The sequence below is a fragment of the Stomatobaculum sp. F0698 genome, from assembly GCF_030644385.1.
GTDB lineage: Bacteria > Bacillota > Clostridia > Lachnospirales > Lachnospiraceae > Moryella.
In genome coordinates, this window is the sequence record NZ_CP130060.1 from 1139393 (window position 1) to 1156359 (window position 16967).

Below are 16967 nucleotides of genomic sequence, written 5' to 3' on the forward strand. Positions count from 1 at the left end.
GCGCCTACTGTCAAATAATTTCGACAATTTGAAGGGATTATTTTTTTTATGAGAGTTCTATTTTATACAAAAAACACAATCAAACACTTTTTGACTATTACCAAACACAAGTTGACTGTCATGGATCTCTGCTTCAAGGTGGGTCTTGTTCGGCAGGGCCTAGCCCATGACCTCTCAAAATATTCACCGACCGAATTTATGACCGGTGTCCGTTATTACCAGGGCATACGCTCTCCCAACGCCGCAGAGCGAAAAGAACATGGCTACTCCCTCGCCTGGCTGCATCACAAGGGGCGCAATCGCCACCACTATGAATACTGGGTGGATATCGATCCCGAGCGCGGCTGGGTCGGGTTAAAAATGCCGCTCCGCTTTGTCCTCGAGATGGTCTGCGACCGCATTGCGGCCTCTAAAGTATACAGCGGTAAAGATTATACCGATGCCGTCCCCCTCGGCTACTATCTTTCCAAGGGGGAGGGACGGCTACTGCATCCCGAGACCCGGGCGCTGCTCGAAAAACTGCTCTATATGCTCCGCGACAAGGGAGAGCGCTACACGCTCGGCTATATGCGCTGGCTGAAACGCCACCCAGCACTGTACGAGCGTCAGTGTGCCCCCTTCTCGAGTGCCGTCAGTTCTTCGGGCGTAAACGAATAAGACTTTCCGCAGAAGTGGCAGTGAAGTTCTGCGGGTTTTTGCTCCTCGGCCATGCTCTTAAGCTCTGCACTGCCGAGGCTGATGAGAGCCTTCTCGACCCGCTCTCTCGAGCAGTCACAGTGAAAACGGCAGGGGAGCTTTTCCGTGAGTTTCCACTCCATGCCCTCAAAAATCCACGCGAGAATATCTTCGGGGGTCTTTCCTTCCTTTAAGAAGTTGGTGACCGAGCCGACCGTCTTCAATCTGTTCTCGAGCGCCGTGATTACTTCCTCGGGACAATTCGGCATGAGCTGCACGATAAAACCGCCCGCACAGCGCACGGTGTTGTCCTGATTCATCAGCACACCGAGTCCCACACCGGAGGGCACCTGCTCACTCGATGCGTAATAGTAGGCAAGATCCTCTGCAATTTCCCCGGAAACCAGCTCCACCTGTCCCACGTAGGGTTCTTTCAGTCCCAGATCCGAAATTACCGTCAGGCTTCCCTTGCCGACCGCACCGGCAACATCCAGCTTGCCGAGCTCGTTCGCCGGTAAGATAACCACCGGCTCAAACGGATATCCCTTGACCTCACCCGCATTGTTCGCGGTGACCAAAAGACCGCGCATGGGGCCGTCCCCGTCCACTTTGATGGTCAGAAGGTCCTTTTTGTCCTTCATCATTGCACCCATCATGAGCCCTGCTGTCATAAGGCGTCCCAATGCCGCCGTGACAATGGGGCTCGTGTTGTGTATGCGTCTGGCCTCTTCCGTCAATTCTTCCGTCGTCGCCGCAAAGGCACGCACCATGCCGCCCTCTGCGTAGGCTCTCACAATATAATCACTCATTTCAAGCTTCCTTTCCGTGTTCACGCAATAAAATCAGCATGCGCTCGCTCTCTTCGATTAGCGGACCTTCCGTCTCCGCATCCATGGCCTCGAGAAAAATAAGTCCCGCAGCCTCTGCTTCCCGTCGCACTTCCTCTAAGGTATAAGCGCGCTGTACATGGGTCTCCTCCGATCTGCGAAAAAGTGCTTCCGTCTCTCGCAGATAGAAGGTCATATCATAAAAATTTTCGCGCGTCTCTCCGTCATAGTGATTTTCCCAGATAAAACTACCCTCTTCTCTTGTCTCCGCAAAGATATTGTCTGCGAGCAAGTGCTCATACTTATATACGGTATTCATATCAAAGAGGAAGATGCCGCCGGGATCCAGGTAGTTGTTGACCAGGCGAAAAACCTCTCTTAAATCCTCTGAGGTACAGAGATAGTTCATCGAATCGCAACGGCTTATCATCGCGCGGCAAGTCCCGTAGAGCTCGAATTCCCGCATATCCTGACAGAGGTAGAGGCTGTTGCTGCCGGAAAGCAGCTTCTTTTGCATGGCCTCTTCGAGCATCTCCTCCGCATTGTCGATTCCTATCATGTCAAAGCCTGCGGCAGCAAGGCGTTCGGTGCAGTTCCCCGTGCCGCAGCCAAGCTCCGCTACGATGCCCTCCGTAATGCCGAAGCGCCCAAGGAGACGCTGCGTCTGTTCGCACCACGCATCATAGGGAACGCCGTCCATAAATAAATCGTAGAGTTTTGCAAAACTCTGATAAGCCTCCATCTGCGCTCTCCTTCTCAAGTCCGGTCTCGATACAAAAAGACTCCGCTCTCCTTCGTCCCGAGAGCGGAGTCAAACTTATGCGTTTCTGCCGCAGCAGTGCTTATACTTCTTACCGGAGCCGCAGGGACAGGGATCGTTTCTGCCGATTTTAACTTCCTTGCGGACCGTACCGCTCTGCTTCTGTTCGCGGTACAACTCCTTTCTTCTCTCTTCGCTCAGGATATGATTCCAAGCCTCGAGGCCGTAGAGCCAATCCGCCTTCGCCTCCACCATGTTGTAGTAGAGCTTCTCCGGATCGATTTCAAGCACAATCTCGGTATTCTCGTCCATGGTCTCGGTCGGAATGTCCTGCTTGAGGCTCTCGCTGATGCCATCCAGGAAACCGGTCATGGTCTGAATATCCGTTCCGTACTTCTCTGCAAGCTCCTTTACCGTGCCGCGCTCCACCTGTGTCACATCCGCAAGCAGTTTCTCATAAATGCCCTTCTCCACGCGAAAATAATCGGTCCAGAGCTGCTCCTGCTCTTCCTTGCTGAGCTGGTCTCCATATGCTTTGGTTCTCCATACTTCCAATAAAGTCATATACTCATCCTCACTTCCGTGATTTTAGTCGCATTATAGCCTAAGTTTTCATGAATTGCAAATACCGTCAGTGCTTTTTACCCTTCGACTCATAGCGAAAACTGCCGTCTTCCTCGTCGATGCGCTCCAAATTGTCATAGCATTCTTCCGCCACCGGCAATTTTTTGCGTCGCAAAAAATGTGCCAGCGCGCGTTCACTGAGTCTGGTGAGTACAGCAAAGGTCGGAATACCGACGACCATACCGACAATGCCCCAAAGACCTCCGAAGAACAAAATGGAGAAGAGCACCCAGAAACTCGACATGCCGGTTGTCGATCCGAGTATGCGCGGTCCGAGTATGTTGCCGTCAAACTGCTGCAAGACCAGGATGAAAACCAGGAATTGCAAGGTCGTAATCGGCGACACCATGAGCAGAATAAATGCGCTCGGGATGGCACCGACAAAAGGTCCGAAGAACGGAATCACATTGGTCACACCGACAAACACACTGATGAGAAGCGCGTAAGGCATCTTCATAAAGCTCATGCAAACGTAGCAGATGATGCCTATAATCACAGAGTCAATGATTTTACCGACAATGAAGCTCGAGAACACCCACTTCACATAGCGCAGTTCGGAAACAACCTCGTTGGCTACACGCCGCGGCAACAGCGCATAGAGAATACGCTTGGACTGCGCGGCCAACGCCTCCTTCATGTTGAGCCCGTAAGCCATTACGATGAGACCGATGAAAAAGTTCTTTAAGACCACAAAGAGACGCATCACACCGCTGGTCATCTGAGTCAGATACTTGTTGAGGTTCGGCATAAAATCCGCGGAAATCCAATGCGCCAGTGTATCCGAAATTTGCCCGTAACCCTCGAGCACCATCTCTTCCAACTCCGGATTCTTGCCTTGAAACAGAATCTGAATCCAGCCGCTGACGGAATTTGCCCCCTTCGGTAGGCTGTTCGTTAGATCCGAGACACCCGAAATCAACTGCGGAATCAGCATGGCAATCAACGCGGTCAAAACAGCCAGAATCACAATGATGCAGGTAAAAGTCGCCACCATTTTACCGATGCGTTCCGCATTTTTTTCTTTGCGAAGGCGCTCTGCCTCCGTGAAGAACTTCGTGCTGGAACCGCCGCGAAATTTTGCCATCACAGCCTTGCCCACAGGCATATTTACCGCCTTGCTCACAGGCGTTTTCGCCGCATTCCCCGGTCTCAACCATCCTGCGACCAAAGTAGATACGAGTTGATAGGTGGGGGCCATCAAAAATGCCATGACCGCACCGTAGATGACAGGCATCAGTATATCGACCAGTTTTCCGAGGAATACCGTAATCGGTCCCAAATGCTCTAAGACAAAGGAGAAAAAGAGTGCCGCCGCTATGACAGCAAAGGCTGTGATGCCCCAAGAAACGTGTTTTTGATTTTGATCGTTAATCATATCCCTTCCTTGCTCAACAAAAAGAGCAGCCAAATGCTGCTCTTTCTTCATAAAAAACAGCCCCAAAATGCCGGTCTTACGTATTGACGCCTGGCAGTGCCAGGTGGGTGACCGAACACAGCCATTTGTCTTCCACCGAACGTGGCCTGACATCCGACTCTGTATCTTATGTCTCCCTGTCGTAAAATTGCAGGTTCAAAATTGGTAAGATTGTCGTACATTTCAGGTGCTGTTTGCTATAGCTGTATTATACGACGCTTTATCCCGGGCGTAAAGTTGTTTATTCGACCGCGATTTGATAGACCTTGTACTCGCGCTCCGTGTGATAACCGAGGCGCTCGCCGAGGCTCGCCGAAAAAAGGCTGTCCGCATCCCAATCCGGAATTCTGGCCTTCTCCTTGAAGCGGAGCAAGAGCGAGGCGCCGGAGGCCGAAGCCAGTCCTTTGTGCCGGTAGCCCTTCTCCGTGGCCGCCTTCACATCCATAATTTCCTCGCTGTGCACATACGCAAGGCAGGCACTGACAGGAACTTTGTCTTGCAGGGCGACGTAGCCGATGCCGTAGGCCGCAAAAACATCCGCATCCGCAAAACTCGCCGTCAGATTTTCACTGAAGCGAAGCTCACCGAGGCGCTTGAAGAGCGGCGCAGTGACCTCACGAATCTCATACTCCGTAGGTACCTCGGTTCGCAGCTCTAAGGCTTTAAAGTCAAAGCCCTCTTCCGGCGCACGCAGGAGATAACGTGAAACCGTGCGGAACCGCCCTGAAAATTTCGTTTCAATCCATTCATCCCAGCGCACATCTTCCGCGAGTATGCTGGTATCCCCGCACTCCTTTGCCAATACGTGATAGAGGTCCAGAGAGGCCGCGCCGCGCAGCGGCATGCCGACCAGATAAGAGAACCCGCCGGTCAGAACCAGGCAGCAGGAAGGACTTTCCAAGGTCGGCACAAATGCTCTACCCTTTCCCTCCGCGGCAGCTCGCACCAGTGAAATGCGGCTGTCTTCACACAACTTCACAATACTGTCTCGTTTCATTGCGCCAAGCTCTATCATAACTGGCCTCCCTTTCTTCCGGTCTTTTATTCGTTCAGCCCTCGCATGAGGAGTTCTTGCAGAGAATGTATCGAAGAAACAATATAGCTTGCGCCGGACTCTTCCAACTCTCTCCGGCTTCCGTAGCCGTAGTCGACACCGATACTCGGCATACCCATGCTGCGTGCCGCGCGCACATCGTAGGCGCGATCTCCGACCATAACAGCACTTCTTACATCGATTGCGTACGCCGAAATGAGCCGCGCCATGATTTTTTCCTTGTCTCCGCCGTCACGGCTGTCATCACCGCCCGCAACACCCGCAAAAAATGTGTCGAGTGAAAAATGTGCGAGCACCCGTTTCGCCTGAAACTCCGGTTTGGAACTTGCAAGATACAGTTTTTTGCCGCTCACCTCAAGTGTCTGCAGCAATTCCGCCGCCCCCGGGTAAAGCTTGTTTTCAAAAATGCCCTTGCTCTCGTAATAGGCTCGAAATGCGCGAACCGCGTTCGGTATTTCTTCGCTTCCGAGTCCGTATATCTGTGAAAAGCCCTCGGAGAGCGGCGGCCCGATCAGTTTTTTGAGCATCTTACTGTCTCCCGCCTCTCTACCGACCGCCGAAAGTCCGGCACGCGCTGCATTCATAATGCCCTCGCCCGACTCGGTCAGCGTGCCGTCCAAATCAAACAAAACCGCTGTAAGTCGCATCAGAACTTTAACAGTGTCTTCAAGAGACCGCGTCCGAGGCTTGCACCGACATTTCCGCCGAGCTGCTTGCCGAAACTGCCGCCCGCACTCTTACCGAGCTGCTTGCCGACCTCTCTGCCGATGGTTCCGGTGACCGAGCTTCCGATAGAGGCGACGACGCGCTTTTGCTGTGTCGCCTTCTTTTTTGCTTCGCGCTCTGCCGCTGCCGCTTCCTTCGCCGCCTCTCTCGCCGCCTGTCGTTCGGCTGCCGCCGCTTCCTTTGCCGCCTGTTTCTCGGCCGCCGCCGCTTCCTTCGCCGCCTGCTTCTCTGCCTCGGCCTCTTCTCTTGCCTTCGCCGCAGCTGCCGCTTCTTCGTCGACACGCTTTAACAGTAACTCATACGCCGACTCGCGGTCGATTTCATTCGCGTACTTCTCACGCAGGGTACTGGTCAAAATCGCCGCCTGCTGCGTGATGGCATCCAAAGCGCCGAACTTGGACTGCGGCGGGAGTATGGATGCAATCCGCACTTCCTCCGGCGCACCGCCCTCATCGAGGAAGGATATCAGCGCCTCTGCGGTCTTTAAGCCCTGCAGGGCTTCCGCCGTGTCGAAGGCCGGGTTCTTTCGGAAGGAATCGGCCGCTGCCTTGACGCCCTTCTGTTCTGCCGGGGTGTAAGCGCGAAGCGCATGTTGCACTTTGTTGCCGAGCTGTGCCAGTACCCCGCCCGGAATATCCGCCGGATTTTGGGTGATAAAGTAGACGCCGACTCCCTTCGAGCGAATCAATTTAACCACCTGTTCTATCTTATCCAATAAGGACTTGGGGGCCCCGTCGAAGAGCAGGTGCGCCTCATCGAAGAAAAATACCATTTTGGGTTTCTCAAGGTCGCCCGCCTCCGGAAGCTCCGTGAAGAGCTCGTTCAGCATCCAAAGCATGAAGGTCGAATAAATGGTCGGATCCTGAATCAGAGAGGTTGAATCCAGAATATTCACGTATCCCCTGCCTTCGGCATCCACACGCATCCAATCGGAAATCTGCAGTGCGGGTTCGCCGAAGAACTGCTCCCCGCCCTTACCCTCGAGGGCGACAAGCGCGCGGAGTATAGCTCCCGTGCTCGCCTTACCGATGTTGCCGTAGGTATCGCGGTAAATCTCCGCGTTGTCTTCCACATAGCGAACCATCGCCTTTAAATCCTTCATATCGAGGAGCAGTAAGCCCTCCTCGTCCGCAATGCGAAAGATGATCTCAAGAAGATCGCTTTGAATCTTATTCAGCTCCAAGAGACGGGAGAACAGCAGCGGTCCGAACTCAGAAACCGTCGTGCGAAGCGGCAATCCCTTCTTGCCGAAAATATCCCAAAATTCCGTCGGATAAGCCCGGTAGCGAAAGCCCGCCTCCGCGAGTCCGAAGCGCGCAATGCGCTCCTGCATATCCGCGCTGTCCTCACCCGGTCGGCACATACCCGCAAGGTCTCCCTTGACATCCGCGAGAAACACGGGGACACCCGCATCACTGAAGGACTCTGCCATCACCTTTAGCGTGACCGTTTTACCGGTTCCGGTTGCGCCCGCAATTAAGCCGTGTCGATTTGCCTGCTTTAGGCGAAGATTGCAGTGTACGTCTCCGGAACTACCTACCCATATTGCCTGCTGATCGTACATAATGACTCCTCTGAAAACGAATAAAAAGGCCTGTTTTGCCGTTGATAATCTATCTACTATCCTAACACAATAAGGTCTGCTTGTACACGGCGCAGCGCTTTTTGCGCGGCTCTCGCGCGCGCTATATCACAAGATTGCGGAATTGCAAAAAAATCCCCGGCGGATTCCGTCTCGCCGGGGATTTCTCTGTTTCTTCTGTTCTGTTTCTTCTGTTCTGTTTCTTCTATAATTTAGGCTTTAAAATACCAGCTTGAACTCCGGAGATGCCTCTCCGTTTACGACATAGTAAGCTGCACCTTCTTCGGGCTTCACATAGAGTTCAAGCGTCTTGATTTCGACCGAGGGATTCGCTCCGAGATATGCCTCTTTTGCGCGCGCCGCAAGGTCTTCCGTCGAGAGCTGCTTCTCACCGTACTCCACAAAAACCTTGACTTCGGATTCCTTGCCGCTCAAGGTATCACCGACCTTCTTCGCACGGGACTTTACGGTCTTACCTGCCTTTTCGACGCTCTTCTTTACTTTCTCGCTCTGCTTTTTCGCCTCTTTTCCGAGTGCTTTTGCATCTTCCGCGATTGATTTAGCTTCGTTGCCCACCGTCTTCTTAACGCGTTCCGTAAATGCCTTCACAGGTTCCTTCAGGTCTTCCACAGACTTCTTGAGTTCTTCCACTCTCTCGTCGCGCTGTTCCTTCTTGCTTGCCATGCTTCTCCTCCGTCTTTTGCGCCAAAGTGAACCGGTTACAAATCTATCGACTGCATAGACTATAATCCGGATTATAGGATTCATATCTAACTTTGTCAAACGGATTGCGCTTTCTCTTTGCCTGTCCGTCGGAGCTGTGCTACACTTATTCCAATTTATATCGAGCGGAAAGTGAGGATGGCATCATGCAAATGAAGCTGTTACAGGATCGTATTGTGGCGGATGGCAAGATTGAGGCGGGCAATATTCTGAAGGTGGATTCATTCTTAAACCACCAGATCGATGTCTCGCTGCTGGAGGAGATCGGGCAGGAATTTAAGCGCCAATTCGGAGATCGAGAGGTCAATAAAATTCTGACCATCGAAGCCTCCGGCATTGCCATTGCCTGCATTGCCGCGCGTTACTTTAACGTCCCGGTTGTCTTTGCCAAGAAATCTCGCTCTCTGAATATCGCCGGCGATGTTTACACCGCAAAAGTAGAATCCTTTACCCACAAGAATACGAACGACATCATTGTCTCCAAGAAGTTCTTATCCCCGGAGGATCGCATTCTGATTGTCGATGATTTTCTGGCAAACGGCAAGGCGATACTGGGGCTCTGTCAGCTGGTCAAACAGGCCGGGGCCACTTTGATCGGCGCCGGCGTCGTCATCGAAAAGGGCTTTCAGGACGGCGGTAAGCGCATACGAGAAGCCGGCATCGACCTCCGCTCCCTTGCGATACTCGAAGAGATGGATGTAAACACCGGCATTCGTTTCCGCGAAGAATAAACTCAGCGCTTGCGTATCATCGTGGTTGCGAGTTCCAGCATGTCGAGCGTAAGCTCATAGCTGTCACCCATAAGATCCCAAATCGCATCCTCTGTCAACACTTCAACACTCGGAAGCTCCGCAAGTTCTCCGCGACTCCAACGGCGATCGTCGCTCTGAAAATGCCTGCTATAATAGTACTTGACCAATTTTTGATACTCGCGCTGCGAATCTTTAAAGGTTTGCAGCGCTTTTTTCATGGCCTCGATTTCTTCTCTGTGGCGATTCAGTATGCCTTCCATCTCGCGCACACGCTCCACTGCCTGCTCTGTTCCGCTTTTCTTCTCCACGTCCTACCTCCCGGGCTATATGCCAACCAAATTCTATGATTCCATCCGTTGTAACTCCGGATTTCCGCTGCGTGGTCCGCACCGCAAGCCGTACTCTCCCGAGCTTTCCAAAACGTGCACTTCCACGTTCGGTCTTATATCGTCATCTCATCCGATGCAGGCTCTCGTCTCTCCAGCAAGAGAACGGCCTCCACGCCCGGTGTCCGCGGAAACATATCGACGCCCGCAGCGCGCGTGGTATGATAGCCCCCCTCTCGAAGTATTTCGAGATCGGTGACCAGGCTCGAGGGCTTACAGGATACATAGATAATGCGCGGAACCCCGTAGCGAATCAACTTGCGGAGCGCCTTCGGGTTCACACCCTCGCGCGGCGGGTCGAGAATAATGATATCCGGCTTCTCCTCGATTTCGTCCAGCACCTTTAAGACATCTCCCGCGATGAAGCGGCAGTTTTGCACACCGTTTCTCGCCGCGTTTTCCCGCGCGGCAATCACCGCCTCTTCAATCAACTCAACACCGACCGTGCGTTCCGCATGCTTGGCGACCAACTGGGCAATGGTGCCCGTGCCGGAGTAGAGATCAAAGACCACCTTTCCGCCGGTCTCACCGACATACTGTCCCACCTTCTCATAGAGCAGTTCGGCCCCGTCCGCATTGTTCTGGAAAAACGAAAACGGCGTGATCGCAAAGCGAAGGCCGGAAAGCTCCTCTTCAAATTGCGCTTCGCCGAAGAGTACCTCCGTTCTTTCGTTTTTCACCGCATCCGCAACCGAATCGGTGACCGTATGGAGCAGCCCCTTTAAGCTCGCCTCAAACGGAAGGGAACACATGAGCTCCCGCCATGCACGCAGCAGCTCTCTCTCCTCTTCCGTGGGAAGCTGAGTGCTCGTGACCAGATCGAGCAGGAGTTCTTTTCTGTGTGTGCCGCGGCGCGCAAGCAAAAAACGAAGATAGCCCTCGTGGCGCAACTTGTGATAAAACGGCACCTTCCGCTCCCGAAAGAAGCGCAGCGTTTCCCGAAGCGCAAGGTTCAGATCCTCATGCACGAGCTCACAACGGTCGGTCTCCACGATGTCGTAGTGACTTCCTCTCTTATGCATGCCGAGGGTCAGCGGACCATCCCGGTAGGCATCGCCGAAGGAATACTCCATCTTCATGCGATAAGCGTTCTCGCGGGGACTTGCGGTCAGCCCCTCCCAGAGAAAGTCCTCCCCGATTGCCTCGCCGAGCAGACGCTGCAAAAGCTGCTCTTTCAGTTTCAACTCCTCCGCATACGGAAGGGTCTGATAAAGACAGCCGCCGCAGACACCGACCGCGGGACATAGACTCTCCCTCCGCTCGCAGGCCCCGGGGGCCAAGGTCTCCAGTACGCGCCCCTCGGCATTTCCCTTTCTCGCCTTGGTCACGCGGTACAAAACTTCTCGGCCCGGAACGGCATGCTTAATCAAGACCTTACCGTCCTCTCGCAAAATATAACCGCGGTCCGGAAAACGGTATTCCGTAATGATGCCGCGCGCTTCCTCTCCCTTTTTCATACTCGCCTGTCCTCTCTCTTCAAAAAAGAGGACGCGTCTCTCCGGCGCGCCCTCTTCTCAATACAGTCTCTTTAAATTTACGCTCAGTCCTTATCCGCTGCCTCGGATGCCTCATCCTCGTCTTCATCGAACACAATGAGATCATCGTCGTCGAAGTCATCATCAAAGTCGTCTTCAAAATCATCTTCCACCGGTGCCATGAAGCGATAGACCGCATAGGCAATTCCTGCCACCGCTGCGATAATACCGATGATTGCGAGCGCCATGACAACCGCATCACGGGTCTTGTTCGTCTGCTCTTTCTTTTTCATGGAACTCACGAGCTCATCCAATTTAATCAATGCGCCGAAATTGTCCATACCTGCCCTCCCAATCGAATATGCCATGATGACACAATATAAAATTAACAGATTTACTATAGCATAAAGCCTTTCACTTGACAAGCACAGAGGCGCTCCGTAAAATGGGCATGTTATGCATTTTTAACAATATTTTATTTCGGAGGGTTTCCCTATGTCTACAAAAGGTGAGCGGAGTAGTTTTTCCTCCCGTCTCGGTTTCGTTCTTTCGGCGGCCGGCTCCGCCGTCGGTCTGGGTAACATCTGGCGTTTCCCCTATCTCGCCGCAAAATACGGCGGCGGTATTTTTCTCTTGGTCTATCTGCTCCTCGTGCTGAGCTTCGGCTATACGATGATCATTGCCGAGAGCGCCCTGGGACGCCGCACCAAAAAGAGTCCGGTCGGTGCTTTCTCGCACTACGGCAAGGATTGGATGTTCCGTTTCGGCGGCTGGATTAACGCTGTCATCCCGATTCTGATTGTTCCTTATTATTCTGTCATCGGCGGCTGGGTCTCGAAGTATCTCTTCGCCTATCTCCGCGGCGAAGTCACCGCACTCGCGAGCGATGACTATTTCTCGGGCTTCATCACCAACGGTTACCAGACGGAGTTTTGGTTCTTGGTATTTACCCTTGCAACCATGATTATCATCTACATGGGCGTCCAGAACGGTATTGAACGCGTCTCCACCATCATGATGCCGATACTCATCGTCCTTGCGTTGATCATTGCCGTTTATGCGGTCACGCGTCCCGGCGCCATGAAAGGTGTGGCCTATTTTCTGGTCCCGAATTTCAAAAACTTCTCTTGGATGACCGTGGTTGCGGCAATGGGACAGATGTTCTACTCTCTCTCCATCGCAATGGGCATTCTGATGACCTTCGGCTCCTATATGAAGGACGACGTCTCCATTGAAGATGCGACACGCCATGTGGAGCTCTTTGACACCGCGATTGCCGTCCTCGCCGGACTCATGATTATTCCGGCTGTCTTTGCCTTTTCCGGCGGCGACCCGAATGTCCTGAAAGCAGGACCTTCTCTCATGTTTATCACCATGCCCAAAATCTTTGCAAACATGGGCTTCGGGCAGCCCGTCGGCATTATGTTCTTCCTCTTGGTCCTGTTTGCGGCGCTGACTTCCGCCATTGCACTTGCGGAGAGCGCAGTCTCTACCTTTGAAGATGAGCTTCACTGGAGTCGCAAAAAGGCGAGTATCGTAATGTTCGCTTTAATGCTTGTACTCGGCAGCCTCAGTGCTCTCGGCTACGGCCCGCTCGCTTTGGTCCGCATCGTCGGCATGCAGCTTCTGGACTTCTTTGATTTCCTCACCAACTCGGTCATGATGCCGATTGCCGCAATGACCACCTGCCTCTTGATTGTCCGCGTTGTCGGCATTAAAACCGTAGCCGAAGAAGTGACAAAAGACGGCGCTCCGTTTAAGCGCCGCCTTATCTTCAACTTTATGATTAAGTATCTCTGCCCGTTCTTTGTGGCAATTATACTCTTTAGCTCCGTCGCGAGCCTCTTTGGCTGGATTAAGATGTAAGCTTTTCGAGCTTTGCAAAGCCCGCAAGCATTTTACGCCGCCCGAGCTCATCGAACTCGACGGTCACTTCAAAATCCTGCTTTCCGTCTTTGATTTCCAAAACGCTCCCCACACCGAAGCGCGCATGACGCACTCTGTCGCCGACTTCGTAGGGGAGCGTTTTCATATGCTCCACCTGAAAGATTTTCCCGAAGGCCGCGGGCTTCGGCTGCCCGCTGTACGAAGAACTTCTGTGAGCTCCGCTTGCCGGAAGCGGATCATCATTGATGCGAGCGCTCTTCTGTCGCTCTATTAGTTCTTCCGGGATTTCCGCGAGGAAGGGCGATTCTCGGTGAAAGCGGAGTTCTCCGTTCACAATGCGCGATTTTGCGGAGCTTAGGCTGAGCCTCTGCTTCGCGCGGGTGATGCCCACATAGCAAAGTCGTCTCTCCTCTTCCATTTCCTCCGGATCGTCGATGCTCCGATTTCCGGGAAACAGTCCCTCTTCCATGCCGCTGATATAGACCTCTTCAAATTCCAGTCCCTTTGCGGCGTGCAGGGTCATCAGCGTTACACGCTCTCCCTCTTCCGCACGGTCTATATCCGCAACCAGAGCGACCTCTTCGAGGAAACGATCCAGCGGCGGGAGGTCGGCCGGCAGTCCCTCTTCCGCGCGGTCCGAGACATCGCTCAAATCGCGTTCAAAGTCCACAGCCTTCGAAATCAACTCCTCAATGTTCTCCATGCGTGCCTGCGCCTCTAGATCCCCCTCTTCCTTCAGGGCCTCTTGATAACCGCTCTTTTCGAGCACAAGACGTATCAGGTCCGCAATCGGAAGCTTTTCGCTCTCTCGGCGAAACACTGCGATGAGGTTCAAAAACCGCTGTATCTTCTCACTGCTTCTTCCGGCAATGCCGGAAGCCGGTGCTTCGCGCAGAGCCTCAAAAAAGCTGATCTCCCGATCTGCGGCAAAGCTCCCGACAGCCGAAACCGTGGCAGCCCCGATGCCCCGTTTCGGCACATTCAGGATACGCTGCACGGCAAGATCATCCGCCGCATTCGCTATCGTCTTTAAGTAGGCAAGCACGTCCTTGATTTCGCGGCGCTGGTAGAAGTTCACGCCGCCCACCAGTCGGTACGGTATCCCCGCTGCGACAAAGCGCTCCTCCAGAATACGTGACTGCGCATTGGTGCGGTAGAGCACCGCGAAGCGCCCGTAAGCACCGTCCTGACAGCGCACTTTGATTTCTTCGGTAATCTGCTCTGCCTCCTCCGCGGCGCTCGCGTAGCGCCTAAGTTGAACCTTCTCGCCGCGTCCCGCAGCGGTCCAGAGGCGCTTATCCTTTCTTCCTTCGTTATTCTGAATCACGCCGTTTGCCGCGTCCAGAATATTGCCGCTCGAGCGATAGTTTTGCTCGAGTTTAACCACCTTGGCCCCCGGGAAAGCCTGTTCAAAGTTCAAAATATTCTTGATGTTCGCACCGCGGAACTTATAAATCGACTGATCGTCGTCACCGACCACGCAGAGATTGCGATACTTTTTCGCAAGCAGTTCGACAAAGCGGAACTGCACGGTGTTCGTGTCCTGATACTCGTCCACCATGATGTAGCGGAAACGCTCCTGATAGTAGGCCAGCACATCCGGGTCTGCCTCGAAGAGCTGCACTGTTTTCAAGAGTAAATCATCAAAGTCCAGCGCATTGTTCTTCCGAAGGAGATCCTGATACGCCCGATAGCAGGCGGCAATGCGTGTCTCGAGATAATCCGCCGCCTCACGCTCGTAGCGCTCACTGTCTATCATTTCGTTTTTCGCGGCGCTGATGGCCGAGAGCACAGATCTCTCCCGCAACTGCTTCGGGTCTATGTTCAGCTTCTTCATGACCTCCCGCATCGCAGCCTTTTGGTCATCCGCATCGTAAATGCTGAAGTGATTGTCATAGCCGATGCGGTCAATGAAGCGGCGCAGTATGCGCACACAGCTCGCATGGAAAGTCGCAACCCATACAGCCTCCGCCCCACTCTCCACGAGCGCATCCACGCGACTCCGCATCTCCGCCGCCGCCTTGTTCGTAAATGTGATTGCAAGGATATTCCAAGGGGACACCTGTTTCTCCCGAATCAAATAAGCAATGCGGTGGGTCAGCACCCGCGTCTTGCCCGATCCCGCTCCGGCAAGGATGAGCTCCGGACCTTCCGTCCACTCCATGGCCTCCCGCTGCCGTTCATTCATCTGCGTGTTCTCAGCCATGTTTCTCCTCTCCCGCCAGCAACCCGAGACGGCGTAAACTCATATCATAACTCCCGTTCCCCGTATTGATGGCGCGGTTCACGCGGCTGATGGTCGCCGTGGATGCACCGGTCAATTCGGCAATTTCCAGATAGGTGAGGCCGCGGCGCAACATCAAAGCGACCTCGTAGCGCTGTGTAAACGAGAGCAGCTCGTTCACCGTACAAATATCTTCAAAAAAGCGATAGCATTCCTCGCGATCTTTCAGCGTCAGGATCGCATCAAACAGACGATCTGCCGCCTCCGAATGCACATTGTTGTTCATGGTCTCACCCCATTTGCTTTTTTTCTGAGTGTAGCATGGCAACGCAGTGAAGTAAACAGAGTGAAGAGGCATTGCAAGCGCCCGCTATTTGTACTATAGTAGAAACGTTATCGTTGAGAAAGAAATGAGGAGGAAGTCTTAGCTATGCCCAATTACTCGAATGGCCGCGGCGGCCGTCGATTCCACTCCAGACGCCGTAGGCACAGAGCGCTGTCCCTGCCCTTGTTGCTCGGTGCGCTTTTGCTCGCGCTCGTCGTAGTCGCGCTTGCTTTTTTCCTACGTCGCCCGAAGCGAAACGGGCCCGCCGCATCCGCATCGGATGCCGATCAGTCCGTCGAGGAAACCACGGTGGCAAAGCTTACGTCGGAGGAGATACTTGCGGACGCCGCTAAAAAAGCAGCGCAATATGACTACGATGCCGCAATTGCCGCCATCGAAGCCGATGAAAAGACCGCACAGTCGGAAGCCGGACAGGCTGCAATCACAAAGTACAATGAAATCAAGGGTACCTTGGTTCGTCAGGATCCGCAGAAGATTACGCACGTCTTCTTCCATACGCTCATCATGGACAACAAGAAGGCCTTTGACGGCGACAATCGCCAAAACGGCTACAACGACGTCATGACGACCAAGCCCGAGTTCGAGAAGATGATGCAGGCGATGTACGACAAGGGCTACGTCCTGGTGCGCATCCACGACGTCGCCTACGAGGTCGACGATCCCGAGACCGGTGGCAAGAAGATGGTCTGGGGCGATATCATGCTCCCGCCCGGCAAAACCGCTTTTGTTCTCTCCCAGGACGATGTCAACTATTACGAGTACATGGACGGAGACGGCTTTGCGAAGGACATCATTGTGGGACCGAACGGCAAGCCCCTCAATGAGATGGTCATGGACGACGGCTCGATTTCCGTCGGCGCCTACGACCTTATCCCGATTTTGGATGAGTTCATAGAACAGCATCCCGACTTCTCCTACCGCGGTGCCAAGGGCATCATTGCGGTGACCGGCTATAACGGTGTCTTCGGCTACCGCACCGATCCTTCTTACGAGGGGAAAAATCCGAACATCGAAGCGGACCGCCAGAAGGTGCGTGAAGTTGCGCAGTGTCTCCGCGATGACGGTTGGGAACTTGCCTCCCACAGCTGGGGACACAGAAACTACGGCAAGATTCCGTTCACCGAGCTTGAAACGGACAACCAGAAGTGGCAGGATTACGTGGGTGAGCTGATCGGCGGCACCGATATACTCCTCTTCCCCTTCGGCGCGGATGTGGGCGACTGGCATCCCTACAAGGATGACAATGAGCGGTATCAGTACCTCCATAACAGCGGATTCCGCTACTTCTGCAACGTGGACTCGAATCAGTACTATGTGCAGAAGGGGCAGGATTATCTCCGCCAGGGAAGAAGAAACTTGGACGGCTATCGCCTCTGGCAGGATATGACAGTTAAGAACCACACGAGCGATCTTTTCAACGCCTCGGATATCTTTGATAAGGACAGACCTACACCGGTCCCGGACTACAAGGGGGGCTGATGACAAAAAAATCCCGGTACAGCGTAACACAGC

17 protein-coding genes and 1 other RNA gene are annotated in these 16967 nt (G+C 53.6%); 4 read left to right on the forward strand and 14 right to left on the reverse strand.

Annotated elements, in window-relative coordinates:
• Positions 1 to 48 precede the first annotated feature (48 nt).
• On the forward strand, positions 49 to 657 hold the full coding sequence (locus tag QU660_RS05125) for a DUF5662 family protein (protein WP_304945472.1): 609 nt from the start codon (positions 49 to 51) through the stop codon (positions 655 to 657).
• Here QU660_RS05125 and hslO read toward each other — a convergent pair.
• The 9 genes from hslO to QU660_RS05170 form a co-directional block, all read right to left on the reverse strand.
• Positions 606 to 1484, reverse strand: coding sequence for an Hsp33 family molecular chaperone HslO (hslO, locus tag QU660_RS05130; protein ID WP_304945473.1), 879 nt, complete (start codon positions 1482 to 1484; stop codon positions 606 to 608). The genes QU660_RS05125 and hslO overlap by 52 nt on opposite strands.
• Position 1485: 1 nt before the next feature.
• On the reverse strand, positions 1486 to 2244 hold the full coding sequence (locus QU660_RS05135) for a class I SAM-dependent DNA methyltransferase (protein ID WP_304945474.1): 759 nt from the start codon (positions 2242 to 2244) through the stop codon (positions 1486 to 1488).
• A gap of 75 nt (positions 2245 to 2319) precedes the next feature.
• The gene (locus tag QU660_RS05140; protein ID WP_304945475.1) at positions 2320 to 2826 is read right to left on the reverse strand and encodes an SEC-C metal-binding domain-containing protein; all 507 of its coding nucleotides are present in this window, start codon (positions 2824 to 2826) and stop codon (positions 2320 to 2322) included.
• A gap of 67 nt (positions 2827 to 2893) precedes the next feature.
• Positions 2894 to 4261, reverse strand: a complete 1368-nt coding sequence (locus QU660_RS05145) for an AI-2E family transporter (RefSeq protein WP_304945476.1) — start codon at positions 4259 to 4261, stop codon at positions 2894 to 2896.
• Between the two features lie 56 nt (positions 4262 to 4317).
• A non-coding RNA gene (gene ssrS / locus QU660_RS05150) (6S RNA) lies at positions 4318 to 4493 on the reverse strand.
• 48 nt (positions 4494 to 4541) lie between these two features.
• Positions 4542 to 5315: a GNAT family N-acetyltransferase gene (locus QU660_RS05155; protein ID WP_304945477.1), complete on the reverse strand. Its 774-nt coding sequence runs from the start codon at positions 5313 to 5315 to the stop codon at positions 4542 to 4544.
• 26 nt (positions 5316 to 5341) lie between these two features.
• Positions 5342 to 6001: an HAD-IA family hydrolase gene (locus QU660_RS05160; protein WP_304945478.1), complete on the reverse strand. Its 660-nt coding sequence runs from the start codon at positions 5999 to 6001 to the stop codon at positions 5342 to 5344.
• Positions 6001 to 7644 (reverse strand): helicase HerA-like domain-containing protein, encoded by a 1644-nt coding sequence (locus QU660_RS05165; protein ID WP_304945479.1) that lies wholly within the window; start codon positions 7642 to 7644, stop codon positions 6001 to 6003. Before QU660_RS05165 ends, QU660_RS05160 begins: the two co-directional genes overlap by 1 nt.
• A gap of 237 nt (positions 7645 to 7881) precedes the next feature.
• Positions 7882 to 8346 (reverse strand): DUF6465 family protein, encoded by a 465-nt coding sequence (locus tag QU660_RS05170; RefSeq protein ID WP_304945480.1) that lies wholly within the window; start codon positions 8344 to 8346, stop codon positions 7882 to 7884.
• 191 nt (positions 8347 to 8537) lie between these two features.
• Between QU660_RS05170 and QU660_RS05175 the strand changes: the two genes are divergently transcribed.
• Positions 8538 to 9116 carry a xanthine phosphoribosyltransferase gene (locus QU660_RS05175; protein WP_304947228.1) on the forward strand — a complete coding sequence of 193 codons (579 nt, stop codon included), beginning with the start codon at positions 8538 to 8540 and terminating at the stop codon, positions 9114 to 9116.
• A 2-nt stretch (positions 9117 to 9118) separates the two neighbouring features.
• Here the strand turns inward: QU660_RS05175 and QU660_RS05180 are convergent, their stop codons facing one another.
• The 3 genes from QU660_RS05180 to QU660_RS05190 all read right to left on the reverse strand — a co-directional run bounded on the left by QU660_RS05180 (position 9119) and on the right by QU660_RS05190 (position 11339).
• A complete protein-coding gene (locus QU660_RS05180) occupies positions 9119 to 9445 on the reverse strand; it encodes a DUF4298 domain-containing protein (RefSeq protein WP_304945481.1) in 327 nt (108 codons plus the stop codon).
• Positions 9446 to 9579: 134 nt separating this feature from the next.
• The gene (gene rlmD / locus QU660_RS05185; protein ID WP_304945482.1) at positions 9580 to 10980 is read right to left on the reverse strand and encodes a 23S rRNA (uracil(1939)-C(5))-methyltransferase RlmD; all 1401 of its coding nucleotides are present in this window, start codon (positions 10978 to 10980) and stop codon (positions 9580 to 9582) included.
• An 83-nt stretch (positions 10981 to 11063) separates the two neighbouring features.
• Positions 11064 to 11339 (reverse strand): hypothetical protein, encoded by a 276-nt coding sequence (locus QU660_RS05190; protein ID WP_304945483.1) that lies wholly within the window; start codon positions 11337 to 11339, stop codon positions 11064 to 11066.
• A 154-nt stretch (positions 11340 to 11493) separates the two neighbouring features.
• Here QU660_RS05190 and QU660_RS05195 point away from each other — a divergent pair, with 154 nt between their 5' ends.
• Positions 11494 to 12864, forward strand: coding sequence for a sodium-dependent transporter (locus tag QU660_RS05195; protein WP_304945484.1), 1371 nt, complete (start codon positions 11494 to 11496; stop codon positions 12862 to 12864).
• Here the strand turns inward: QU660_RS05195 and pcrA are convergent.
• Together pcrA and QU660_RS05205 are read right to left on the reverse strand one after the other, a co-directional pair.
• On the reverse strand, positions 12854 to 15091 hold the full coding sequence (pcrA, locus tag QU660_RS05200) for a DNA helicase PcrA (RefSeq protein ID WP_304945485.1): 2238 nt from the start codon (positions 15089 to 15091) through the stop codon (positions 12854 to 12856). The genes QU660_RS05195 and pcrA overlap by 11 nt on opposite strands.
• The gene (locus QU660_RS05205) at positions 15084 to 15395 is read right to left on the reverse strand and encodes a YerC/YecD family TrpR-related protein (protein ID WP_304945486.1); all 312 of its coding nucleotides are present in this window, start codon (positions 15393 to 15395) and stop codon (positions 15084 to 15086) included. The genes pcrA and QU660_RS05205 overlap by 8 nt, the downstream gene beginning before the upstream one ends.
• Positions 15396 to 15539: 144 nt before the next feature.
• On the opposite strand from QU660_RS05205, the gene QU660_RS05210 reads away from it, so the two are divergent.
• Positions 15540 to 16934 (forward strand): polysaccharide deacetylase, encoded by a 1395-nt coding sequence (locus tag QU660_RS05210; protein ID WP_304945487.1) that lies wholly within the window; start codon positions 15540 to 15542, stop codon positions 16932 to 16934.
• The last annotated feature ends 33 nt before the right edge of the window (positions 16935 to 16967 follow it).